The 23,475-nt window shown below is 55.5% G+C and carries 21 protein-coding genes; 17 read left to right on the forward strand and 4 right to left on the reverse strand.

Going from position 1 to position 23,475, the window contains the following annotated elements; all coding sequences use genetic code 11:
• Nucleotides 1-312 precede the first annotated feature (312 nt).
• Complete coding sequence (locus BN3772_RS07710) at nucleotides 313-2,022, reverse strand: glycoside hydrolase family 2 protein (protein ID WP_042198393.1); 1,710 nt, start codon at nucleotides 2,020-2,022, stop codon at nucleotides 313-315.
• Between the two features lie 152 nt (nucleotides 2,023-2,174).
• On the opposite strand from BN3772_RS07710, the gene BN3772_RS31185 reads away from it, so the two are divergent.
• The 9 genes from BN3772_RS31185 (at nucleotide 2,175) to BN3772_RS07755 (ending at nucleotide 11,903) form a co-directional block, all read left to right on the forward strand.
• The gene (locus tag BN3772_RS31185) at nucleotides 2,175-3,017 is read left to right on the forward strand and encodes a helix-turn-helix transcriptional regulator (RefSeq protein ID WP_052380416.1); all 843 of its coding nucleotides are present in this window, start codon (nucleotides 2,175-2,177) and stop codon (nucleotides 3,015-3,017) included.
• A gap of 99 nt (nucleotides 3,018-3,116) precedes the next feature.
• Nucleotides 3,117-4,574, forward strand: a complete 1,458-nt coding sequence (locus BN3772_RS07720; protein ID WP_042198467.1) for an aminotransferase-like domain-containing protein — start codon at nucleotides 3,117-3,119, stop codon at nucleotides 4,572-4,574.
• Nucleotides 4,575-4,595: 21 nt separating this feature from the next.
• Nucleotides 4,596-5,663 carry a D-alanine--D-alanine ligase gene (locus BN3772_RS07725; RefSeq protein ID WP_086074452.1) on the forward strand — a complete coding sequence of 356 codons (1,068 nt, stop codon included), beginning with the start codon at nucleotides 4,596-4,598 and terminating at the stop codon, nucleotides 5,661-5,663.
• Nucleotides 5,656-6,843 carry an aminotransferase class I/II-fold pyridoxal phosphate-dependent enzyme gene (locus tag BN3772_RS07730; protein ID WP_042198395.1) on the forward strand — a complete coding sequence of 396 codons (1,188 nt, stop codon included), beginning with the start codon at nucleotides 5,656-5,658 and terminating at the stop codon, nucleotides 6,841-6,843. Before BN3772_RS07725 ends, BN3772_RS07730 begins: the two co-directional genes overlap by 8 nt.
• Before the next feature lie 306 nt (nucleotides 6,844-7,149).
• The gene (cobT, locus tag BN3772_RS07735) at nucleotides 7,150-8,211 is read left to right on the forward strand and encodes a nicotinate-nucleotide--dimethylbenzimidazole phosphoribosyltransferase (RefSeq protein ID WP_042198397.1); all 1,062 of its coding nucleotides are present in this window, start codon (nucleotides 7,150-7,152) and stop codon (nucleotides 8,209-8,211) included.
• Entirely contained in the window at nucleotides 8,208-8,756 is a 549-nt protein-coding gene (gene cobU / locus BN3772_RS07740) for a bifunctional adenosylcobinamide kinase/adenosylcobinamide-phosphate guanylyltransferase (RefSeq protein ID WP_042198399.1), read from the forward strand. Before cobT ends, cobU begins: the two co-directional genes overlap by 4 nt.
• On the forward strand, nucleotides 8,753-9,565 hold the full coding sequence (gene cobS, locus BN3772_RS07745; RefSeq protein ID WP_042198401.1) for an adenosylcobinamide-GDP ribazoletransferase: 813 nt from the start codon (nucleotides 8,753-8,755) through the stop codon (nucleotides 9,563-9,565). Before cobU ends, cobS begins: the two co-directional genes overlap by 4 nt.
• A gap of 395 nt (nucleotides 9,566-9,960) precedes the next feature.
• Entirely contained in the window at nucleotides 9,961-11,574 is a 1,614-nt protein-coding gene (locus BN3772_RS07750; protein ID WP_042198403.1) for a cobyric acid synthase, read from the forward strand.
• A 2-nt stretch (nucleotides 11,575-11,576) separates the two neighbouring features.
• Nucleotides 11,577-11,903: a YnfA family protein gene (locus BN3772_RS07755; RefSeq protein ID WP_042198407.1), complete on the forward strand. Its 327-nt coding sequence runs from the start codon at nucleotides 11,577-11,579 to the stop codon at nucleotides 11,901-11,903.
• A gap of 146 nt (nucleotides 11,904-12,049) precedes the next feature.
• Here BN3772_RS07755 and BN3772_RS07760 read toward each other — a convergent pair whose 3' ends face one another.
• On the reverse strand, nucleotides 12,050-13,738 hold the full coding sequence (locus tag BN3772_RS07760; protein ID WP_042198409.1) for a methyl-accepting chemotaxis protein: 1,689 nt from the start codon (nucleotides 13,736-13,738) through the stop codon (nucleotides 12,050-12,052).
• Nucleotides 13,739-14,124: 386 nt separating this feature from the next.
• Here BN3772_RS07760 and BN3772_RS07765 point away from each other — a divergent pair, with 386 nt between their 5' ends.
• Nucleotides 14,125-14,850 (forward strand): queuosine precursor transporter, encoded by a 726-nt coding sequence (locus tag BN3772_RS07765; RefSeq protein ID WP_042198411.1) that lies wholly within the window; start codon nucleotides 14,125-14,127, stop codon nucleotides 14,848-14,850.
• Nucleotides 14,851-14,974: 124 nt separating this feature from the next.
• Here the strand turns inward: BN3772_RS07765 and BN3772_RS07770 are convergent, their stop codons facing one another.
• Nucleotides 14,975-16,069, reverse strand: coding sequence for a M24 family metallopeptidase (locus BN3772_RS07770; RefSeq protein ID WP_042198414.1), 1,095 nt, complete (start codon nucleotides 16,067-16,069; stop codon nucleotides 14,975-14,977).
• 206 nt (nucleotides 16,070-16,275) lie between these two features.
• On the opposite strand from BN3772_RS07770, the gene BN3772_RS07775 reads away from it, so the two are divergent.
• Together BN3772_RS07775 and BN3772_RS07780 are read left to right on the forward strand one after the other, a co-directional pair.
• Complete coding sequence (locus BN3772_RS07775) at nucleotides 16,276-17,121, forward strand: SDR family oxidoreductase (protein WP_042198416.1); 846 nt, start codon at nucleotides 16,276-16,278, stop codon at nucleotides 17,119-17,121.
• Between the two features lie 77 nt (nucleotides 17,122-17,198).
• The gene (locus tag BN3772_RS07780) at nucleotides 17,199-17,702 is read left to right on the forward strand and encodes a GNAT family N-acetyltransferase (RefSeq protein WP_042198418.1); all 504 of its coding nucleotides are present in this window, start codon (nucleotides 17,199-17,201) and stop codon (nucleotides 17,700-17,702) included.
• 48 nt (nucleotides 17,703-17,750) lie between these two features.
• Here BN3772_RS07780 and BN3772_RS07785 read toward each other — a convergent pair whose 3' ends face one another.
• Nucleotides 17,751-18,095 (reverse strand): winged helix-turn-helix transcriptional regulator, encoded by a 345-nt coding sequence (locus tag BN3772_RS07785; protein WP_042198420.1) that lies wholly within the window; start codon nucleotides 18,093-18,095, stop codon nucleotides 17,751-17,753.
• 90 nt (nucleotides 18,096-18,185) lie between these two features.
• Between BN3772_RS07785 and BN3772_RS07790 the strand changes: the two genes are divergently transcribed.
• From BN3772_RS07790 to BN3772_RS07810, 5 genes are all read left to right on the forward strand, one after another.
• Nucleotides 18,186-18,446 carry a YqkE family protein gene (locus BN3772_RS07790; RefSeq protein WP_042198422.1) on the forward strand — a complete coding sequence of 87 codons (261 nt, stop codon included), beginning with the start codon at nucleotides 18,186-18,188 and terminating at the stop codon, nucleotides 18,444-18,446.
• Nucleotides 18,447-18,807: 361 nt separating this feature from the next.
• Nucleotides 18,808-20,256 carry an RtcB family protein gene (locus tag BN3772_RS07795; protein WP_042198424.1) on the forward strand — a complete coding sequence of 483 codons (1,449 nt, stop codon included), beginning with the start codon at nucleotides 18,808-18,810 and terminating at the stop codon, nucleotides 20,254-20,256.
• Nucleotide 20,257: 1 nt separating this feature from the next.
• Nucleotides 20,258-21,544: an AAA family ATPase gene (locus tag BN3772_RS07800; protein ID WP_042198426.1), complete on the forward strand. Its 1,287-nt coding sequence runs from the start codon at nucleotides 20,258-20,260 to the stop codon at nucleotides 21,542-21,544.
• Between the two features lie 173 nt (nucleotides 21,545-21,717).
• Complete coding sequence (locus BN3772_RS07805) at nucleotides 21,718-22,221, forward strand: sigma-70 family RNA polymerase sigma factor (RefSeq protein WP_042198427.1); 504 nt, start codon at nucleotides 21,718-21,720, stop codon at nucleotides 22,219-22,221.
• Nucleotides 22,214-23,425, forward strand: coding sequence for an anti-sigma factor (locus BN3772_RS07810; RefSeq protein WP_042198429.1), 1,212 nt, complete (start codon nucleotides 22,214-22,216; stop codon nucleotides 23,423-23,425). Before BN3772_RS07805 ends, BN3772_RS07810 begins: the two co-directional genes overlap by 8 nt.
• The last annotated feature ends 50 nt before the right edge of the window (nucleotides 23,426-23,475 follow it).

A 23,475-nucleotide genomic window follows, 5' to 3' on the forward strand; every position in this document is an offset into this window, starting at 1 on the left:
CCCAGGAGGCGTTTTTACTGTAGAGTTATCAGTAAGAAAGCCTAGCAGTAAAGATAGGTGCTAGAGTCCAACAGTGGCGTCTAACAGTAGAGTCTGGCACTAAAACCCAGCAGCAGAATACGGCATTAGACTTCTGCGATCTTCTCTCAGCCAGTGAACTCGAACGAACTTGTACGAAATCAGCACCTGCCAGCCAACGGCAGAGAGCCGGAGCCACACAAGATACAGAAAAAAAGCCCGCGCCGTCAGACGTGGGCTTCTAAGCATTAAACACTAAACATTAATCACCAACCGCCAACCGCCAAACAAACCTCAGTCAGTCCATGACTGATAAATCCGCCGCACCTCGCGGAACGACTGCTTGGGCTTGCGGTATTCATTGACGAGGCCCTTGTTGTTGAAGCCGCGGGCCCGGTCGCGGAAGTTCTTGCTGCTGCTCTTCAGGTCGCCGCGGATGTCGGCGAACTGCCAGATGTAGGTGCCGCCGATCTTCGGATCAGCGCGGAAGATGTTCAGCGCTTCGGTCACGATATGCGCCTGATAGTCCTCGCTGAACAGCCGCGGCTCCCAGCCGACATCCCCGAACAGTCCGGCACCGCCGAACTCGGTCATCAGCACCGGCGTGTCGCCCGCTCCCAGCTGCTCCGCACGCTTATGGAACTGCTCCAGCATGCTCTTGAAGCCGCTGACCTCGCCTTCGTACCAGCCAAAGTATTTGTTGATGCCGATCACATCAAACAGCGGCAGCAGAATGTCCTCCAGCGGATGCATGGTCGCATAGGTGACAAGCCTTGAGGTATCCAGCTTCCGCACAAGTCCGATCAGTGCCTCTGTAAAGGCATAGGCTTCCTGCGTGCGGGTATCAATTTCATTGTGCACAGACCAGAATACCACGCTCGGATGATGATAATGGGTCCCGATCATCTCTTCAATCATGGTTAGGGCGCGGTCCCGGAACAGCGGCTCGCTGACGGTCTCATTCGGCAGGAAGCAGCCCCAGATCGGAATCTCGCTCCAGAAAACAAGCCCGTTCTCATCGAGCAGGTCGAGCCAATAGGCGCTTTGCGGATAATGGGAGCCCCGGACGGTGTTGCAGCCCAGCTCCAGAATAATATCCAGCTCTTTATGCATCAGCTTCGGCGGAAAAGCAAAGCCCCACTCCGGATGCTCTTCATGCCGGTTCACGCCCTTCAGATAGACCGGGGCGCCGTTGATCAGAATCCGGTGGTCGTTGGTCTCAATTGTGCGGAAGCCGATCCGCTCGATCTTGTCGTCATGCTCTGTCCGCAGCTGGAACGTATACAATTCCGGCTGGCCGACATTCCACAGACGCACGTCCGCCAGCCGCAGCTTGATCACATGATTTAATATTTGACCAGCTTCGACCTGCACATCCTGCGTATGCAACTCCTGTCCGCCTTCACTGAGCACCAGACGGGTCGCCAGCGCAGTCGTCAGCAAAGAACGCAACTGCACATGAACAGACACCTCAGCCTCTCTACCCTGCAGCTCATAATCAATCTTCAGCTGTTCGATATAGAGGTCCGGCAAAAACTGCAGCTCCACCGAGCGGATAATGCCGCCGTAATGGAACCAGTCCACCTGCTCCGTCGGAATAGTGAAGCGGTCCAGCGTGCTGTCCGTGCGGATAATCAGCTCATGCTCTCCTGCAGCCAAAGACGGCACAAGGAACTCAAAAGGCGTAAAGCCGCCGTAGTGGTAGCCGAGATGCTGCCCGTCCAGATAAACATCGGAGTGGCCCTGCACCGCGTGGAAAATGAGCCGGACATGCTGCTCACTGCCCAGCACGATTGTTTTGCGGTACCAGCCGACGCCCTCATATTCATACATTCCCAGCTCATTGTTCCAGCAGGAAGGGACGTAGAGGGTCTGCGGAGAATGTGGAAAACGCTCAAACCATTTTTTCTCAAGGCCTTCATTCAAAGGATCTTTCGCGAAATCCCAAGGCCCGTCCAGTAGCTCTGTTACGCGGATATTATGCTGACGAAAAGTTCTTAACAAGTGTGTGTGCCTCCCCGTTATTATGCGATGGCATTGTCTTTTGCAGACATCGTGTTAGTATGGATAGTATCATTTACCACTCGGGCATTGAATAGAAAAAAACAATAATGTCTTGTATAAATCGCGCCTGAAGCAGCAAAGGGGAGACTGTCTTGGAAGAGAATGCCTATAACCTGAATGATCTTAGCGTGCACATTCATTTTGTGCTGGATAAAGTGACTTTTCCGGGCTGGGAGGACATCCGTAACATGGTCAATGTGCATAGCCTGTACTGGATTCATGAGGGGGAGGGGATCTTCCGGACCAATGTGGAGCATAAGGTGCAGGCTGGAATGCTGGCTTATCTGAAGCCCGGCCTCAAAATGTCCATGCGTTCAGAAATGGAAGCCCCGCTGCGCATCACGATGCTGCTGTTCGATTGTGCGGAGCTCGGCTATGATGCGGTCTGGAGAAACGTCAGGCCGATAGAGACACTCCGGCTTCCTTTTCTGAGCCAATATGGCCCCGGGCAGGCTGAGGAGATCGGCGCTATGTTCCGGGAGATTAACCAGGAGTGGCTGCCGGGGCAGACTGCCGGAACGGCCGTTTCCCGCGCCAAAACACAGATTTTGCTCCATAAGCTGCACCAGAGCGTCCGGGCGGACTGGAATCTGATGGAGTCGGGGGCTTTTGCCGCTTTTGAGCAGATTAAGAGCAAGCTTGAGAATGCCTACATGGACCATCACCGGATCGAGAAGTTGGCGGAGGAGTACGGTATTTCGGCCTCGTACCTGCGCAAGCTTTTCCTGAAATATACCGGCATGGGGCCGAAGGAATATCATATGCACATCCAGAACCAGCAGGCGCGCCGCTATCTGACGTTTACGGATTATCCGGTGCGGGAAATTGCTAAGCTGTGCGGCTTCTACGAGGAATACCATTTCAGCAAAATGTTCAAGCAGCTGAACGGCGTATCGCCGACAGCCTACCGCAGCAGCCAGCGGACCGGGGAGTAAGCAGACAAGAGGAACCACAGGCGGGAGAAAATGCCGGGTCTGTGGTTCTTTTTTTACGGAAAAGATTATGCCATGATAGCTACAGGGGGCGAAATATCGATGTTCAATGATTTCAGGCTCATTGCCGGGCGGCCGGTCTATGTGCAGGTTAAGGATTATATGAAAAGCCTTATTCTGAGGGGTGCCCTCCAGGGGGAGCAGAAGCTGCCCTCTACCCGGGAACTGAGCCTGCTGCTCAAGGTCAGCCGCAACTCTGTGATCTCTGCCTACATGGCGCTGGAGGATGACGGGTTCGCTTATACCGTACAGGGGCAGGGGAGTTATGTTAGTAACGCGGCCCTCCCGGAAAATACAGCAGCGCCCGTCTGGAGCGTGGACTGGAAAAGCCGCTTGAGCAGCAGGGCGCTGCTGGCCGAAGAGCTGGATATTATGAAACGCGGCATCCGCGCGGGGAAGGACACGATTTCTTTTACCAGCATCGCACCGGATGAAAGCCTGTTCGATCTGGACAATGTAAAACGCGCCTTTCTGGAGCGGATGTCGGTAGAAGGCAATGTTCTGCTGAACTATGGCTATGCCAAGGGGTATAAGCCTTTAATAGATTATTTGCGGCAATACATGGAGCACAAGGGCGTAGACATGCGCGGCAAGGACCTGCTGATTACGAACGGGTTCACGGAGGGTTTTGATATTGTGCTGTCAGCGTTAGGCCAGCGGCACGGGAAGGTGCTCTGCGAGAATCCGACCCATCATACGGCGCTCAAAAACCTGCAGCTGAACGGCTTCGGCATCCGCGGGGTAGCCATGGAACGTGACGGCATCCATCTCGGTGAGCTGAAGCAGGCGCTGGAGGAAGGGATGTATGATTGTGCCTACCTCGTGCCGTCCTACCACAATCCAACCGGAATTGTCATGTCCCCCGAGAAAAGACTGGGCGTGATGAAGCTGATGGCCGACTACGGTGTGCCGGTGATTGAGGACGGGTTCAATGAGGAGCTGCGCTATTCCGGCTCGCATGTGGCTCCGCTGATCGCGGCGGCCGGGGGCGGCAACAGTGTGATCTATCTGGGGAGCTTTTCCAAGGTGCTGTTCCCCGGGCTTAGAGTAGGCTGGGTGCTGGCGGACCAGGAGCTGATCTATTATCTGGAAAGTGTCAAAAGAGCACGCAGCATCCACACCTCGACGCTCGACCAGTCTATACTGTATCAATATTTGCTCGGCGGGAATTTGGAGAAGTATCTCAAACGGGCCAGAACGGAGTACAAGCGGAAATATGAGCTGACGATGGCTTGCTGCAGGGAGCTTTTGCCGGATTGCAGGGTGAGCGGGGACGGGGGATTGCATCTGTTCGTCACGTTTACGGAGGGCTTCAGCACACGAGAGCTGCTGGCGGCGTGCCGGGAGCAGGGGATTATTTTTACAGTTGGGGATATGTTCTTTACAGACGGAACAGGACAGAACACGCTGCGGCTGGGCTTTTCCAGGGTGGCGGATGACGATATACGCAAAGGAATCGGGATTATCGGCAGGACAGCACGGCAACTATTACTCGGATGAGATGAAAAGGGGAATGGGGATATGTTAAAAGTAGGCGTAATTATGGGCGGAGTGTCCTCTGAATACGAAGTGTCGCTGAATACCGGCAAAGAGATGCTTAAACATCTGGACCGGAGCAAATATGAGGCGGTGCCGGTTATCATTGAGGAGCGCGGACAGCTGGTTGATGCGGTAAAAGGGCTGGACTTCGCGCTGCTGGCGCTCCATGGTGCCTACGGCGAGGACGGAACGGTCCAGGGAACGCTGGAAACGCTCGGTATCCCCTACTCCGGGAGCGGTGTGCTGGCGAGCAGCCTGTGCATGGATAAGCATCTGTCCAAAACCATTCTCCGCAGCAAAGGTGTGCCGACCCCGGGTTGGCTGTGCTGGGAGAGCATGGAGGATTATTCTGAGGAAGCTGTGGGACAACTGGGCTACCCGGTTATGGTAAAGCCCAATGCCGGCGGCTCCAGCATCGGCATGTCCAAGGTGGATAACGCTGAGGGGCTGCGTGTGGCGGTGGAACAAGCTTTTGCCGAGGATCGTGCGATCCTGATCGAGGCCTTCACCGAAGGGCAGGAGATTACCTGCGCCATCCTTGGCGGGGAGCTGCTGCCAGTGATCGGCATCCAGTCGCTGGGTGTGGAATGGTTCGATTACAGCGCCAAATACGAGCAGGGCGGGGCGGATGAGCAGGTTATCCAGCTGTCACTGGGCACACATGAACGGGTGCGGACGGCGGCGTTCGCCTGCTACAAGGCACTGAAATGCTCTGTCTACGCCAGAGTGGATATGCTGCTGAAAAAGGGCGTGCCGTACGTGCTTGAGGTAAATACGCTGCCGGGCATGACCGGAACGAGCCTGCTTCCGCGCAGCGCTGCCGCTGCCGGGTATACGTTCAGCGGGCTATTGGATGCGATTATTGAGGGCTCGCTGCGGGAGCGCGGGGAAGGTGCGGGGCGGAGTAAGGGCGCTGCCGGGGAGGAAGCGCCGGATGTGACGGCAGAACATAAGCAGGCTGCAAAGGGGCTTAACACAGGAGCCGCGGCGGCCGCAGCACATGCAGCAACAGAAGGAATAGGCATAAGGGAGGTGACCAGCCATGTTTAATGAGCCGGTGTTTGCGCACACGCAGGGGTGGATCGCCCCGCGTGTGCGGGAGATTGCGCCTTCGGGAATCCGCGCTTTTTTTGACCTTACAGCGGGTAACAATGATATTATTTCACTTGGTGTGGGGGAGCCTGACTTCAAAACGCCGGAGCATATCCGGGCTGCCTGTATCCGCGCTCTGGAGCGCGGCGAGACCACTTATACGCCTAACAGCGGACTGCCTGAGCTGCGGGAGGAGATTGCGCGTTATCTGTCTAACGGCTTTGGACTGAGCTATCACGCTACCGATGAGGTGATCGTTACCGTAGGCAGCAGCGAAGCGCTGGACCTGGCGCTGCGTGCGTTCACTGCTCCGGGTGACGAAATTATTATCCCTTCGCCCAGCTATATCGCCTACTCGCCGATAGCCCATCTGAACGGGGGCACGCTGGTCGAGGTGGAGACTACGGCGGAGCAGGGCTTTAAGCTGACGGCTGAAGCTCTGGAAAAGGTGATCACACCGCGCTCCAAGCTGCTGATGCTGAACTTCCCGAGCAATCCGACCGGTGCGGTAATGTCATACGAAGACTGGCTGCCTATAGCTGAGCTGGTGAAGCAGCATAACCTGCTGGTCCTGTCGGATGAAATCTATGCCGAGCTGACCTATGACAGCAGGCATGTCAGCATTGCCTCGCTTCCCGGCATGCAGGAACGGACGATCCTGATCAGCGGCTTCTCCAAGGCGTTCGCCATGACCGGCTGGCGCGTCGGTTACGCCTGCGGCAACCGCGAGCTGCTGGCTGCGATGCTTAAGATCCATCAGTACACCGCGATGTGCGCACCGGTGCTGGGCCAGATCGCAGCCCTGGAATCGCTGCGCAGCGGTCTGGCTGACAAGGACCGGATGAAGGAAGTCTTCCGGCAGCGCAGAACGCTGTTCGTGGAAGGCCTGCGGACTATCGGGCTGGACTGCCGCGAGCCGGAGGGGGCGTTCTATGCTTTCCCTTCGATTGCCCGCACCGGAATCGGGTCAGAGGAATTTGCGCTGCGGCTGCTGCAGGAAGCCGGGGTCGCTGCTGTACCGGGGCATGTATTCGGAACCGGCGGCGAAGGCCATATCCGCTGCTCTTATGCAGCTTCTACAGCCAAGCTGAATGAGGCACTTGAGCGGATGGAGGGCTTTCTGAAGGTAAAAATGTAATTGTAAGATCATGGCGTATCCCCTATAATCCTTGAAGAAGAAAAAGGGATAGGCAATGAGACGTGTGCTGATGCATAACGGCGGCAGACGGGCGCTCCCTTCTTCGGATGGGGGCTTTTTTGCGTGAAACGGGCTGCCGGTCATAGGTTGTGGGGCTGGGATCGCCTAATACTTCCCGGGGTCCTTGGAATCCTGGACCTATATCTTCTGAAGCTTTCTGAGCCAGCTTGGCTGATGTATGCTCTATTCAGGATACGCGGCAGATCGTATGAAATATGAGATAGACGATACATAGGAGGAATTGCGATGCAAGCAGTTATTGATCAAGTTATCAGTAGGATTACACCGGTTGATCAGGAAGCAATACGGCGGGCGGAGCAGCGGCTCGATATTTTGACCAAGCCGCCGGGTAGCCTTGGGCGGCTGGAGGAGCTGGCGGTGCGGCTGGCGGGAATTTCCGGTACGGAGCAGCCGGCTTACGGCAAGCGTACGGTAGTTGTTATGGCTGCTGACCACGGCGTGTGTGACGAAGGGGTCAGCGCTTTTCCGCAGGAGGTCACGGTTCAGATGGCCTACAATTTCCTCAGCGGCGGCGCAGGGGTGAATGTGCTGGCCCGCCAGGCCGGAGCAGAGGTGAAGCTGGTTGATATCGGCATAGCGGCGGATGTCAGCCATCCTGAGCTGATCGCCCGTAAAGTACGCTACGGCAGCGGTAATATGGCGCAGGGGCCGGCGATGAGCCGGGATGAGGTGCTGCAGGCTATTCTGGCCGGAATCCGTGTGGCTGAGGAAGCGGTATTGGGCGGAACAGAGATTTTTATTACCGGTGAAATGGGCATCGGCAATACAACAGCCAGCGCAGCAGTTCTATGCGGGCTTGAAGGGATTCAGGCGGAGACGGCAGCCGGACGGGGCACGGGCATTAATGATGAACGGCTGCGGCATAAGATTGCCGTTGTGGAGCGGGCGCTGGAGCTTAATGCGCCTGATCCGGACGATGCTGTTGATGTGTTATCCAAGGTCGGCGGGCTTGAGATCGCCGGTCTGGCCGGGCTTATATTGGGCGCTGCGGCAGCCCGTGTTCCTGTGGTGCTCGACGGCTTCATTTCCGGGGCAGCGGCGCTTGTTGCCAAGGCGCTTGCGCCGGAATCTATCCACTATATGATTGCTTCCCATATCTCCGGTGAGCAGGGGCATAAGCTGATGCTGGAGCGGCTTGGACTGACGGCGCTGCTTGACCTTGGGCTGAGACTGGGTGAGGGGACAGGCGGCGTGCTCTGCCTGCATCTGATTGAAGCAGCCAGCCGGATTATGCGCGAAATGGCTACCTTCGAAAGCGCAGGCGTCTCGGGCGCGGAGAGCCGATGAGCATTCTGGTTACAGGCGGTGCGCGCAGCGGCAAAAGCGGCTTCGCCGAGCGGCTGACGCTGTCTCTGGCAGAGCAGGCGGTATATGTGGCGACAGGACAGGCCTTCGACGAAGAGATGAAGGAACGGATTGCCCTGCACCGCCGGCAGCGTGAGGACAGCGGCGGACAATGGGCGACGGTGGAGGAGCCGCTTGACCTGCCGGGGCTGCTGCAACAGCTCTCCGGGGGCAAGGCCGTGCTGGTGGACTGTCTGACCCTCTGGCTGTCCAATGTGCTGCTGGCTGTTGAAAACGAGCCTGACAGGCAGGAGCGGGTGGAGCAGGAGCTCGCCCGGCTTGAGGACAGTGTGTCATCCTTCCGGGGGACTCTGGTGCTTGTAACGAACGAAGTCGGTGACGGAATTGTACCGGAGTATGCGCTCGGACGGCTGTACCGGGATCTGTCCGGCAGGATGAATGCAAGGCTGGCGGCACGCGCTCAGCAGGTTTTTCTGGTCACTGCCGGTATCCCGGTAGAACTTAAGAGCCGGGAGTATAAGCTGTGAGCGCGCGCAGGGATGCCGCTGCCGCGTTTCAGTTTCTGTCCCGCTTTCCGGTCAAGGACGGCGGTGATTTCTCAACGGAGCTTCTGCGGCGCAGCGTAGTCTATTACCCGCTGGTCGGGGCAGCCATCGGGCTTAGCGCTGCGGCAGCAGCCGCGGCTTCCGTGTGGCTGCTGCCGGTCTGGCCCGCTGCTGTCATCACCCTCATCCTGTGGGTGGGACTGACCGGCGGGCTGCATCTGGACGGCTGGATGGACAGCGCCGATGCGCTGCTCAGCTACCGCTCAAGGGAGCGGATGCTGGAGATCATGAAGGACAGCCGCGTAGGAGCCATGGGCGTGCTGGCCTGCGTGCTGCTGCTGCTGCTGAAGGCAGCGCTCCTGGCAGCGTTCATCGGGGGCAGCCGTTACTACGAGCTGCCGCTGCTCCTGCTGCCGCCGGTGTGGAGCCGCTGGTACATGGTGCGGGCGATGGCCCGCTTCCCCCTGGCCCGCGGCAATGAAGGCCTGGCAGCGAGCTATGACGCGCTGCCGGTCCGCCAGGAGCGGCGCGCCATGCTGCTCGCCGCTCTGCTGACGCTTCCCGCAGCCGCAGCACCGCTGGTGCTCGGCGCGGGAGGCGGGGCGTGGCCGCAGCATCTGGCGGCGGCCTGCCTGGCGCCGCTGGCCGCCGTGGCCTGCGGCGGATATGCGGCGCGCAAGATCGGCAGCCGGCTCGGCGGGCTCACCGGCGATGTGTACGGCGCGCTGAACGAGCTGCTCGAAGCAGCCTTGCTGCTGCTTCTCGTGCTGCTGCAGCATAACCTGCTCTAGCGACCTGATGCAGCCATAAAAAGGGAAGCCGGCCGGGCAACCCTCTTTCTTGCCGCTGTTGTTAACTAACAGGGTGTTGATTATATTAGGCAGAAATTCTCCATCTATTTTTCCCTCCGACAGCTGATATACAGGACTAATTGGAAAAACTCTACTTAAATGTGCCCAATTCGCCTCTAGAGGGATGTTTGGATAGGATTAGATGGAGTTTTTCCGCCTAATCCTCTTCAAATTTAAATAATTATGGAATTAGGTGGAGGAAATCCACCTAATCTACGTGCATAACCTACAAGTTCAAGGGAGAGGGAAGCTGTATCCTTAAGTCCGTCATTCAGCAGCAGCCCCTGCCGCACGCACGCAGCAATCTAAGAGAGGAAGGAGCGGGGAATATTCACATGGAGAAGCAAACCAAGAAGCAAACAGATACATATGCACAGCGGCAGCCTGCGGCGGTGCTGATGATCCAGGGGACTGCCTCAGATGTCGGCAAAAGCCTCGTCACCGCCGCCATCGGACGGATTATGGTGCAGGACGGATACCGTGTAGCTCCGTACAAATCACAGAATATGGCGCTGAATTCCTACGTTACCGCGGACGGCAAGGAAATCGGCCGGGCCCAGGGGATGCAGGCTGAGGCCTTTGGTATTACTGCAACCACCGATATGAATCCGATTCTGCTGAAGCCGTCGGGGGAGATGAGTGCGCAGATTGTAGTGCATGGTGTGCCGCATACGGCGCTTAGTGCCAGAGAATACCGCGAGAAATTTCTTCCGGAGGCCAAGGATACGGTAATGTCTGCGCTTGGCAGGCTGCGCAAGGCCTATGATGCTGTGCTGATGGAGGGCGCAGGCAGCCCGGCGGAGATTAATCTGAAGGCACGGGATATCGTCAATATGAATCTCGCCGGCTGGGCAGACGCCCCGGTTATTTTGGTTGCGGATATTGACCGGGGAGGCGTATTTGCTTTTCTTGTAGGTACGCTGGAGCTGCTTGAGCCGCATGAGCGGGCCCGGGTCAAAGGCTTTATCATCAATAAGTTCCGCGGGGATCTTTCGCTGCTGCAGCCAGGTCTGGATTGGCTGGAGCAGCGTACCGGCATTCCGGTGCTCGGGGTGCTTCCGTTCCTCCCGCAGCTGCGGATTGAGGCGGAGGACTCTGTAGTGCTCGATGCAGCCCCGGCGCAGCTGTCCGGCAGCGCCAAAGAGCTGGATATTGCGGTCATCCGCTATCCGCGCATCTCGAACTTCACTGACTTCGATCCGCTGCAGGCTGAGCCGGATGTCTCAGTGCGTTATGTAAATACTGCCGCAGAGCTGGGGACGCCGGATGTTATCATTCTGCCGGGCACGAAGAATACCGCGGCGGATCTCACATTCCTGAGGCAGCAGGGATTTCCGGCAGCAATCGCGGCTGCACTCCGCCAGGGGACCCTGCAGCTGGCCGGTATCTGCGGCGGCTATCAGATGCTGGGACAAAGGCTGCTTGATCCGGATGCTGTGGAGAGCGCAGAGCCGGGGGAAAGCGACGGGCTTGGTTATCTGCCGCTGTCCACGGCATTTCTGCAGCACAAAACGACTGTACGGGTAACAGGTACGCTGGCTGACGGCCATCCGCTGCAATTAGGCGGGATGAATCTGCCGGAGGCCGCAAAACCTGCTGTCAGCGGATACGAAATCCATATGGGAGCAACAACGAATCATGATGCTGCTGCGGTCCGCAGCCTGTTCAGACTGGAAAGGGAGGACGGGCAGGAGGAGCTTGAGGGCTGGGGAACCCCTGACGGGAGAATATGGGGAACCTATCTGCACGGCCTGTTCCATAATGACCGGCTGCGCCGCAGCTGGCTTGATGGCATACGTCAGGCTAAAGGGCTTATACCGCTTGAAGCTACCTTCTCGGCAGCAGGTCTGCGTGAGCAGGAGTTCAACCGGCTCGCCTCATCCGTGCGGGAGAACCTGAACATGGAAGCTGTATATGCAATAATGGGCCTGCCCGGAAAAGAGGAATAGCAATGTTGATGGCAATTCTGCTGTTTGTAGTGGCCGGTCTCGCCGAGATCGGCGGCGGTTATCTGGTCTGGCTGTGGCTGCGTGAATCCCGCCCGCTCTGGTACGGGCTTACAGGCGCAGTCATCCTGATCGCATACGGTATCATCCCGACCCTGCAGAAATTCCCGTCCTTCGGGAGAGTGTACGCGGCATACGGGGGCGTGTTCGTCGTATTGGCAGTCCTGTGGGGCTGGCTGGTCGACAAAAAAACACCGGATGTGTACGACTGGATCGGCGCCGCCATCTGTATAGTGGGTGTATCAGTCATCCTGTGGGCGCCACGAAGCTAATTCCTATTACTGTGAACAGCTGTCTGTTGAGCACGGGGGATTCTTGAGCTTTAGCGTTCACAGCTATTCCTTTATAGAAAAACGCAACTAAAAAGGACCCTCTGGAAGCGCCGCTTGGCGGCAAGCTTCCAGAGGGTCCTTTATTCTTAAATCTTGAACTGGGCTACAGCCTTCTGCAGCTGGATAGCCTGCTCATGCAGATGCTCAACAGTCAGAGCGTTGCTTTCCAGCTCCTCATGCTGCCGCGCAGAATCTCCGGCCAGCGAATCTGCGATCGTCTGCGACATCGCAGTGATCTGTGCAGCCTCTTCAACGGAGGCGCTGACTTCCTCGGTCCCGGCGGAGATTTCCTGGGTAGCAGCCGATACGGACTGGATGCTGTGGCTGATGCTCTGAATCAGAATGAGCAGGTGGCTAAAGGCGTCGCCTGCGGCAACGACCTTGCCAACTCCGGAGGACACCTCTGCGTTGACGTGGTTCATTTCCTCTACCGAACGGTTCATATCCTGCTGCAGGCTGAGCAGGAATTCCCGGATCTGCTCGTTGGATTCCTTGGACTGCTCAGACAGCTTGCGTACCTCTCCGGCAACTACGGCGAAGCCCCGGCCATGCTCACCGGCACGGGCAGCTTCGATGGATGCATTCAGAGAGAGCATCTGAATCTGCTTCGTAATCTCGGTAATGCCCTGAACCACTTCGCTGATCATCTGCGACCGCTCATTCATGATGCGGAACTGCTCAAGGGAATGCACGGAGGCAAGCTCTACCTGGCGCATCTGCTCCACAGCACTCTGTGCGATTTCATTACCGCCGCTTGCTTCTGCAGATGCCTCGGTAATCTGCTCGGTTACTTCGCCCGCTGCTGAGGCGATATGCTGGATGCCGACATTGATCTCCTCCATCGCTCTGGAGTTCTCAAAGGCACTGCTGGCAATGGTTGCGCTGCCCTTGCTGATCTCAGTCACGGACTCGGCGGAGCGTTCAGCCATCCCGTTCAGCACCTCGACCCTTGTCTTCAGATCATTGGCATCTGTAACAACAGTATCGGAGGTTTCAAGCACCTGGCCGATCATATCCTTCAGCTTGTGGCCCATGCTGCGGAAGCTTTCAGCCAGCTGGCTGACCTCGTCATTCCCCCTGACCGTCAGCTCCTGGGTGAAATCGCCCCCTGCCAGCTTGTTGCTGTAGGCTGTGAGCTGGGTGAGCGGCCGGGTGATTCTGCGGGTCATGAAATAGGCGGCAGTGAGGCCGACAATAAGGGAAGCAAGGGTGATGGCGATACTGGTCCAGACGATGCTGTCGATTTTATCCTGGACAAAACCCACATCATAGCTTACCCCAACCAGCATGGTACTGCCGGGGACGCCTACATATGCAGTTCTATGTATACCGTAGTTGTCACTATATGTATCGCTGATTCCTTGCTTGCCTTTTGAGGCCTGGGTCATTATTGCATTTACGGCAAGACTGTCACCCGGCTTCAGTTTGGAGTCTTGATCAGCAGCCAGCACAGTTGCTTTGCCTTCGGCGAGACTGATCAGGAAGATGCTCTCCACATCATGCTGTGCCCGTTTATCCTTAAAATAGAATTTAAGATTGGTTGCAGCCTGCTCGCTCTGGTTAAGGGTCTGCTGGGCATGCGTTGCATTCATGCCTTTGTAAGAATCCTGGGCCGCTGCCGTTAAATTCTTGTTAATCTGCGGCATAACATAGCTGTCGATAGTACTCATGGAAATAAAGTAGAAGCTGATACTTAGCACAAGAGACGTTAGCAACAATACCGCAAACAAAAGAAGCGTGAATTTGCGGCTGATCGAATTTTTAAAGCGTACCATTTCATTCTCTCCTTTATCGTTTGGATGCATCGTATATCCCACTGCGCTTCTCTGTAAAGCAGACACAGTATATTCCGCAGGTATAGGTCATATTAAGGATATAGGTTTAGGCAATACGGTTGATAACTATTTTATAGAATTAACCTCCGGTTGAATAGTGAAATATACAATAATGATGCACAATTTTCTGAAATAATTTAATAATTACCGGATGTAATTCGTTATTTGCGAAAATATACAGAGAAATGGATGAATTTGCTGTATCAAAATTTCATGGCGTGTAAGCTTTTATTATGGTAGAGTAATAATGTTTTGTTCCGGCATAACATCATAACCGCGGTTCGTAACCATCCCGCGTAACCAAAACTAGGAGGATTTACAGATATATGTTTAATTTGCTGTGGGGAATTTTGTTTGTGATTGTCAATTTTGCTTTTTTTCTGGTCTGTTACCGCCTGTTCGGCAAAAAGGGGCTGTACGCCTGGGTGGGAATAGCGACGGTTATTGCTAATATCCAGGTCGCCAAGACGATTGAGATGCCCTTTGGAATTGTAATGACGCTCGGCAACACAATGTATGTCACCTTATATCTGACCAGTGATCTTCTGAATGAGAAGCACGGCCGGGCTGAAGCCCGTAACGCGGTCTGGTTCGGATTCTTCACGCTGCTGATGACCACGGCGATTATGCAGATGGTGCTTGTATTTGAGCCGCAGGAGACGGATATTGCCCAGTCCTCCCTGACAACGATCTTCGGCTTAATGCCGAGGCTGGCGCTGGGCAGTCTTACCGCCTACTTTATCAGCCAGTTTCTGGATGTACGCCTGTACGCCTGGATCCGCAAATATTACGGCAGCTCCCGCCAGCTATGGATTCGTTCAAACGGCAGCACGATGATCAGCTCCTTTGTTGATACGCTGATTTTCTGCACAATTGCCTTTGCCGGACTGTATGATCTGAAGGTGTGGACGGAGATTCTGCTTACAACCTATCTATCCAAGTTCCTGCTGACCGGCGCCGGCACGCCTATCCTCTACATCGCCCGTTCCTTCAGCTTTGCTGAAGAGACCGGAGCCAAGAGGGATAATGACGGTGCAAAGCTTGAGCTGTAAAAGAATACGTATGCCTCAGCGGGCACGACAGCCCGCTGAGTATATATAAAAAGCAGCTGGTCCCCCGGAATTGGGCCAGCTGCTTTTTTATGCAGAAATAAGTTGTTAAACAGCCTGCGGCTGCCTACAGATGAAGTACAGTGAGTTCTTTAGGGAAGCTGGTCAGGGTGACCGGTCCTTCGGACGTAATGAACACATCATCCTCGATGCGAACTCCGCCGAGACCCGGCACATAGATGCCAGGCTCAACAGTGAATACATTGCCGTGCTCAATAATATCGGTGTTTAGTCCATGCATGGACGGATATTCATGGGTATCCATGCCGAGGCCGTGGCCGACCCGGTGCATGAAATATTCGCCGTAGCCTGCTGCCTCAATAACATCCCGGGCAGCCTTGTCCACCGAGCCGAAGGTGGCTCCGGCCCGGGAAGCATCAATGCCGGCCATGTTGGCGGCCAGAACCGTATTGTAAATCTCAACCAGCCTGCTGTCGATTTCGCCGACTGCAAAGGTACGGGTAATATCGGAGGCATAGCCTGCCGCGTATACGCCCATATCGAACATCAGCAGATCACCGGGCTGGATGATCCGGTCGCCCGGCACGCCATGCGGCAGCGCTGTATTCGGACCGGAGAGCACCATGGTATCGAAGGAGGGGCCGGAGGCGCCGACCTTTTTCATCAGATACTCAAGCTCGGCAACCAGCTCAATTTCAGTCACTCCGCTTTTGATATGGCCCAGTCCGCGGCGGAGAACTTCTTCAACCAGTTCGGCAGCATGCTTCATCCGGCTGATCTCCTCAGGAGTCTTTCTGGCGCGCATAGCACGCAGCAGGTGACCGATGTCGCTGAAGCTGCCGGCAGGCACTGCCGCTGCCAGCAGTTCATAGCGGCTTACAGAGAAGTGCTCCTTTTCAATGCCGAAGGCTCCGGGTGCTGTGCCGCCAAAACGGGACTGGAGCAGCTCATACGGGTTATCCGTATCGCTGTGTGTCAGGATTGTAGTGACCGAGGAAGCCGCATGTGCCGCCTCACTGTCAAGTGCCGGGACAATCAGGACAGGCTCTTCACCGCGGATCAGCAGCAGGCCCAGAAACCGCTCGTGCGGGTTCGAGGCGAATCCGGTCAGATAGTATACATGCTTGGGATCGGTAACCAGCAGGGCATCCAGCCCGCCGGCCGCCATTCCCTGCTCCAGACTTTTCAGAGCATCGTTCATTTAAAATATTCCCCTTTCATATACACGTTTGAACAGCAATATTCCTATTATAGCAGGGATGCGCCCAAATCTCCTGAAAGTTTCGGAGCTGTCCTTTTCTTAACCCTCTGGTATGATGTAACATAATCATTAGAATATCTGACTGGTAAAAGCCAGGCCGGGACTGCAGTCGGCAGGTCCCGTACAGGAGAGGAGAATGAGCGGCTATGCATAATAAAATTGTGCTCGTCACCGGCGGCAACTCCGGTATGGGACTGGCTACAACGATTGAGATGGCCCGCCGGGGAGCGAAGGTGATTATGGCCTGCCGCAGCCGGACGCGGGGCGAAGCAGCACTGGCTGAAGCCCGGCGGCAGAGCGGCTCGCAGGAGATTGAGCTGATGCTGTGTGATCTGGCTTCATTTGATAGCATCCGCAGCTTTGCAGAGGAATTTCTGGCAGCCTATCCGGTACTGGATGTGCTGATTAACAACGCAGGGGTGGTTACTGTTAAGCGGGAGCTGACGCCGGACGGCTACGAGATGGATTTGGGCGTCAATCACCTGGGGCATTTCCTGCTGACTAATCTGCTGCTCGGGGCGCTGAAGAAGGCGGAGCAGGGCAGGGTCGTCGTTGTAGCCTCCGGTGCCTACAAGCTTGGCAAGCTCTATCTGGAAGACCATACGCTGTCGCGGGGGTTCAATCCGGCCAAGGCTTACGCCCGCTCCAAGCTGGCCAACATCCTGTTCACGCGTGAGCTGGCTGCCCGCCTGCAGGGCACCGGAGTTACGGTTAATGCAGTCCATCCGGGAGCTGTCGGAACAAGCATCGGAGTGAACCGGGAGACCGGCTTCGGCCGTTCAGTGCTGAAGCTGCTGTCGTACTTCTTCCTGACGCCGGAGCAGGGGGCAGATACCGCCGTTTATCTGGCGACGGCTCCCGAGCTGAGCATTATCAGCGGACAGTATTATTACCGCCGCCAAATTCAGGATTTGGGGCCAAGGGCGGCAGATACACAGGAAGCAGCACGCCTGTGGCAATGGAGCCTGGAGCAGACAGGACTGGAATTGTAAGAAACTAAGAGGCAGTACAAAACAGCAATATTCTTAGTTCACTTTAAATAGGATAAATCACTAGGGGGAACAGCAGTATGGCCTGGAACAATTACAGCGTAGAGGATGCAACAATTGAGGATTTAGGGGCAATCGTGGAAATTTATAACTCTACAGTAGCAGGAAGAATAGTTACCGCAGATCTTGAGCCTGTAAGTGTGGAGGACCGGCTGAATTGGTTCCATGAGCACAACAGCCATCACCGTCCGCTATGGGTATTGAAGCATGAGGATGAGATTGCCGCCTGGTTCAGCTTCCAGTCCTTCTACGGGCGCCCTGCGTATAACGCAACTGCTGAGATCAGCGTCTATGTAAATGAAAAATACCGCGGCAAGGGAGCCGGCAGCATTTTGCTGACCAAAGCACTGGAGGAATGTCCGCGCCTTGGTCTCCAGAATCTGGTTGGCTTTGTGTTCGGCCACAATGAGCCGAGTCTTGCCCTGCTGCGGAAGTTCGGCTTCAAGGAATGGGGGCTGCTTCCCGGTGTTGCTGTAATGGACAGTACCCCGCGTGACCTGGTCATTATCGGAGTCAAGCTGTAGCTGCCTGAGCTGTGCAGGAGTAGCCTGCTTCCTGGAGGAAGGCTGCTTCTACTGTGGCGGAGCCGCTTGAGAGGAGCACTCCGCAGGATCAATCCAGGCGTCCGACCACTTTTCCAGATCACGCATCACGGATTCCAGACCCCGTCCTTTATCGGTCAGGGAATATTGAATCCTTACAGGTGTTTCGGGAAAGACTTCACGCAGCACGATGCCCTCCTGCTCCAGTTCCTTAAGCCGTTCAGACAGGAGCCTGCCGCTGACGGGCAGCGCGGACTCAATGGTGCTGAAACGCTGCGGACCCTGGAGAAGCTGATAGATGATTAAGCCCGTCCAGCGTCTGCCGATAATATCCATGCTTTTTTGCAGCTTCGGACACAGGTCTACGGATTTCATAAGGCTCACCTCTTACTGTACATTATAAACGGAATGACTGCCCGCTAAAACAAATTCGAAGGAAATACAGAATCTGAAAGGAAGATTACCATGGCTAAAAAGAAGCAAAATACCAGTGCTCCGCGCCCTGTAGCAGCAGATGCTCCGGCTACCCTCAAGGACTTGCTGAGCAGTGATGTATTGAGCAAGCTGAAGGCGCAGTCGGATGCGCTGAAGGCAGAGGAACAGGATAAGAAAGAAGCTGTACGCAAAGCGGCAGAGGATCAGCGCAAGGCTGAACAGAAGCGGCTGGAGAACGATTTTGCCCATCTTTTGGAGAACAGCAATCAGGATTGGCACAAATTTAAATAATTTTTTACCGGACTGCCGGGTTGACAATTTACACCAGCTCCGATTATATTGGGTTTACTAAGAACAGAAGGGAGGCCGACGGGTCATGATTGGAACAAATGCACAGACACTGCCGCTAAGCCACATCACAACCGCATATGAACAATCTGATCCTACCGCCTTCGTCCGGACGACATGATACGCAGTCTGCTTATCCTGTCTCAATTGAATTAGGGTATGCTTTGAGCCGGCGCTGCCCGGAGCCTGGGGCCGCCCTGCCTTACCCGGAGCCGTATGATCAGAATCTGATCTGCGGCTCTTTTTGTTGTATCTGCAAACAAAACTTGTATACTAACCAATCTGAGAGGAACTAATACTATTTATGAATACTACAGAACAGCAAGCGGGCTATGAGCCCCGCTATAAACATGAGATAGCCCTTCCGGGCGGTGATCTTAAGGTGTATGCCAGTGAGCAATTATTCGGTACGCTGGATTACAAGGTATTGGAAATGGCCAACAACAATCTGCAGATTCCGGGTATTGAATATATGAGCTACACGCCGGACGTGCATGTCGGCGTCGGAACATGTATCGGTACTACCGCAGTCTGGGATGCAGCATCGGGCTACGTCTCACCGTCCATCGTGGGCAGCGACATCGGCTGCGGCATGCGGGTCCACCTGACCAATCTGCATAAGGATGATCTGCGAGAGGTGAAGCTGCGCCGCAAGCTGGTGCGTGCGATCGAGAGATACCTGCCGATGGAGCAGCAGCAGCGCGGCCATTATGGTGATATCCGCCTGGAGAATATTGTCCGCAAGGGCCTGCAGGGACTGCCGAACAAGTACATTCCTGACAGCTACACGCCGAAGAAATCGAGCGCGCTGTCACATGTCGAGATCAAGAGGCTCGGCTTTGACGAGGAGATCCTGAACGAGCTGCCTGATATGGCCTGGCACCGCGGCCACCGCCAGCTCGGCACACTCGGCGGAGGGAACCATTTCGTAGAGATTCAGGCGATTGAAATTGCTGAGGAACAGCGGGCCGTGGCTGAAGCCTGGGGGCTGAAGGACGGGCAGATTGCCGTGATGATCCACTCCGGCTCCCGGGCCTGGGGCGGAATGGTGAACCAGTTCTGCACGCCCGCCTTTGCCAAGGTCATGGGCCAGCTGGGACTTGGCAGCGCCGACCCGCGGCTGATTTATGCGCCGCTTGCCCACCCGCAGGCCCAGCGGTACGTCAACCTGATGTACTCCGCGCTGAATTATGCGGTGGTGAACCGCCACCTAATTGCTTACGGTGTGCGTGAGGCCTTCCGCGATGTGTTCGGCACCAAATGCGAGCTGCGGACGTTGTACGACTTGATGCACAATTATGCCTGGGAGGAACGCACCTCCTCCGGCACGAAATTTGTACACCGCAAAGGGGCAACACGGGCATTGCCCGCCGGTCACCCGGATAACCCGGCTGTCTATGCCGCGACCGGCCATCCGGCGCTCATCCCCGGCTCTATGGGAACTGCTTCGTATATCATGGCCGGCCAGAGCGGCGGGGAAGAAAATTACTACTCCATCTGCCATGGGGCCGGCCGGATCCGTTCCCGCTCAGCCACAAAACGGCTGGTGTCAGTCCAGGAATTCTCCCGTTCACTTAACGTCGGCAAGGAGGATGAGATTGTAGTCAATCAGCATTCCCTAGAATCTATCATTGACGAATCCCCTCAAGCCTATAAGAATGTAGATGAGATCATAGAAAGCGTTACGGGCGCAGGCCTGGCTGCCGTTGTAGCCAAATGTAAGCCGCTCGCAGCAATAAAGGGGACGAAATAGGATGAAGCAGGAGTATGAGAAGCAGGCTGTAATTTTTCCTTATGATGCAGGTGCCGGCGGTCTGATCAAGGGCTATGACGTATATGCCCGGCTCGTTGACGGTATTCTTGAAGCCCTTTATACACGCTATAATGTCCGCTATGAGCTGTACGCCAGCGATGATCCGAACAGTGAGTACTGGAAGCTGCTGCAGGATGATGTCCAGTCAGGCAACCCGCAGGTTGAGCATGTCGCGCGGATTTTTGACCGGCTGGAAGACAGAACCTTCGTATATGACGATGACAAGGAGCAGCCGGAGTACAGTATCCATCTGTCGATCCGCAATAATGTGCTGGCCTATCCGTCAATGGGGGTAGCGCTTGCCAGGGTGCCTGTATTCCAGGAAAACGGCATTAATTTTCAGGATTTTGTGTTCGCCGCATCGGATAGCCAGCTGCAGGACTTTCTCGGCAATGTGCGCAAACGGCAGCGGGAGCAGAACATCAACAAGGTTACGGTATTCACTGACCGCCGCAACGGGGTCTGCCGTGAGGATGAACCGATTACCCGGGCGGCTTCCCGTGAGGAGGTCGTGCTGGATGCAGCAATTAAAAAGGAGATATTCCGCTCGCTTGACCAGTTCTTTGATGCTGACCGCAGCTTTTATGTCAAATATGATATTCCGTACAAAAGAGGCATTCTGCTCTACGGACATCCCGGCAACGGCAAGACTACGCTCGTCAAATCTATTGCAGGCAGCGTGTCCGGCCCTGTGGTGTATTGGCAGATTACCGAGTATACCAGCAGCGAGTCGGTAAATGAGGTGTTTGAGGCTGCGGCCCGGCTTGCACCGGTGGTGCTGGTCATTGAGGATATAGACTCGATGCCGCAGGAGGTCCGTTCTTTCTTTCTGAATACACTGGACGGGGCAACCTCGAAGGAAGGGATTTTTCTGATCGGTACGACCAACTATCCGGAGAAAATCGATCCCGGTCTCATGAACCGCGCCGGGCGCTTTGACCGGGCCTATGAGATCAAGATGCCGAATGAGGCGCTGCGGCTGGAGTTTTTGCGGCTGCGCGGTTTCTCCGCTTTTGCCGGTGAGGAAGGGGTCAGCCTGGCTGCCCGCCTGACCGGAGACTTCTCGCTCACCCAGCTTGGCGAGCTGTATGTCAGCGCCGCACTGGAGTGGCATGAGAACGGCAAGGCCGACGTTGAGCAGCTCGTCCGCGGTATGCGCGGCGAGCTGGATAAGGGCCGCAAGCGCGAATGGATGCGGGATGCCTCATCCTCGATCGGATTTTATTAATACTAAAGCCGTATACGAGCCATGCTGTCTGCCGAAGTTGAGGCGGACAGCATGGCTGTTTTCTGTTATCCGGTAACCTACATAAGTACGTTCTATAATGAATCTATAAGCATTTTAGATAAAGGGTGTAACTTTTAACCCGTTAAAACGTGGTTAGTGTGAGGGGGGAGGGAATGAAGCCGGATTCGCTGGATCATCACTATCAGAGTTATGTTCACGATATACACCGTTATTTGTACGCCCTCTGCCGCAATCACCACCTCGCCGAGGAATTGACACAGGAGACGTTTTACCGGGCCTATCTGTATCTGGAGGATTGCCGGGAGGAGCGGATCAAGCCCTGGCTGTTCCGGGTAGCCTACAATGCTTTTATTGATCACACGCGCAAGGCGCGCCGCAGTGTTCCGGCACAGGACGGGTATTTCAACGCTCTTCCGCACCCGGATACAACGGAAGAGGTGTATATGCGGAGGCAGAGAATGGAGGCGCTGGCTAACTCTGTCGGCAGGCTCCCTGAGGCGCAGCGTCATGCGCTGCTGCTGCATGATTTTCACGGAATCGCTTATAAAGATGCGGCTGCCATCATGAAGGTGAGCCTGGCGCAATATAAAATACTGATTTTCCGGGCGAGGCAGAAGCTGCGGGAAGAAGATCGGAGGAATAGCGGACATGAGTGAGGAGTTTAAGGAAAGGCTGCGCAAATACAGTGAAGGCAGCCTGCCGGAGGAAGAACGGGCCGGAATGGAGCAGGAGCTGGAGAAGCTGGAGGCCTACCAGGGCTATCTGGATGAGCTGATGGAGCAGGAGGATAAGCAGTCTGCGCAGAAGGCTGCATGGAAATCCGGAGAGATGCCGGCTCAAGGGGGGGCTAATCCGCAATTAAAGAAGAAAAAAAAGGCGGCATCCAAGGAGAAGCGGATCATCAGCCGGGGGAAGTGGAAGGCCCGCATCTCAAATACCATGACCGTGCTGTCTGCCTTTCTGACCATTACGGTCATCAGTTCGATCATAACGGCTGTGTATTACAGCACCGGAGAACGGGGAGAAACGTACAGGGACGTTATCTCTTCAGCCATTGCAGTTTCGAGTCCTAATACAGTTGTGCATTTAAATTCCAATGCCAAAACTTTTTTTAGAATGAATTATTCAGGCAGACTGCTGAAGCAGGTCGGAGGTGATCAGGTCGATGCAGGCAGCTACTCTACCCAGATGCTGTTCGGGCTTGGCGGAGTAGGAACCTATAACTGGACCGATGAGCGTAATGCCCGCCAATTCTTTACCTATCCGCAGGATGCCGGGTCCCAGGGCATTGAAGATAGTGAGCAGTGGGAGCGCCTTGATAAGCTACCGGAGGGAACGGTGGCTGAAGCCTATCTTTCCCTTGATCAGCTATATAGCACCGCTGAGCTGCTGAGCAAGCTGGAGCCGCTGAATGTAATGCCTGTGTGGTTCGCTGTGGATGATGGCCTCAGTACAAATGACGTTGTGGTAACGAGCCCCCTGGGCTTCCCGTATCAGCCGATCTGGCATGCTAAGGATATGACAGTACAGTCGACTACAACAGAAAAGCGGGGCTGGTTCGGCAGTGTAACCTCCAGCTCCTCCAGTTCACCTTCCGTTGAAGCCTATGGCAGCAGTGAGCTCCGTGAGAGGAACTTTCTCGATACACTGCGGCTGCTGGGAGAATATAAACTTCTGTCCCGGAATGCCGGGTTTTTCTTAAAGCTGGACGAATCGTTAAGCTATATTGAGAAGAACGGGGTACAGCTATATGGTGTGGTTGTTACAGGACCGGTTAAGGAACTGCTGAAGCTGCAGGAGGATGCCTGGGTCAGCCATATCCGGATCGGTGAGGTGCGGCTGTGGAACTGGCGGGACTAAGGCGGAACGAAGTCAGAGCATAGCTGTAACAGGGGCAGACCTTTCCGCGG

Source organism: Paenibacillus camerounensis, assembly GCF_000723885.1.
GTDB lineage: Bacteria > Bacillota > Bacilli > Paenibacillales > Paenibacillaceae > Paenibacillus_AQ > Paenibacillus_AQ camerounensis.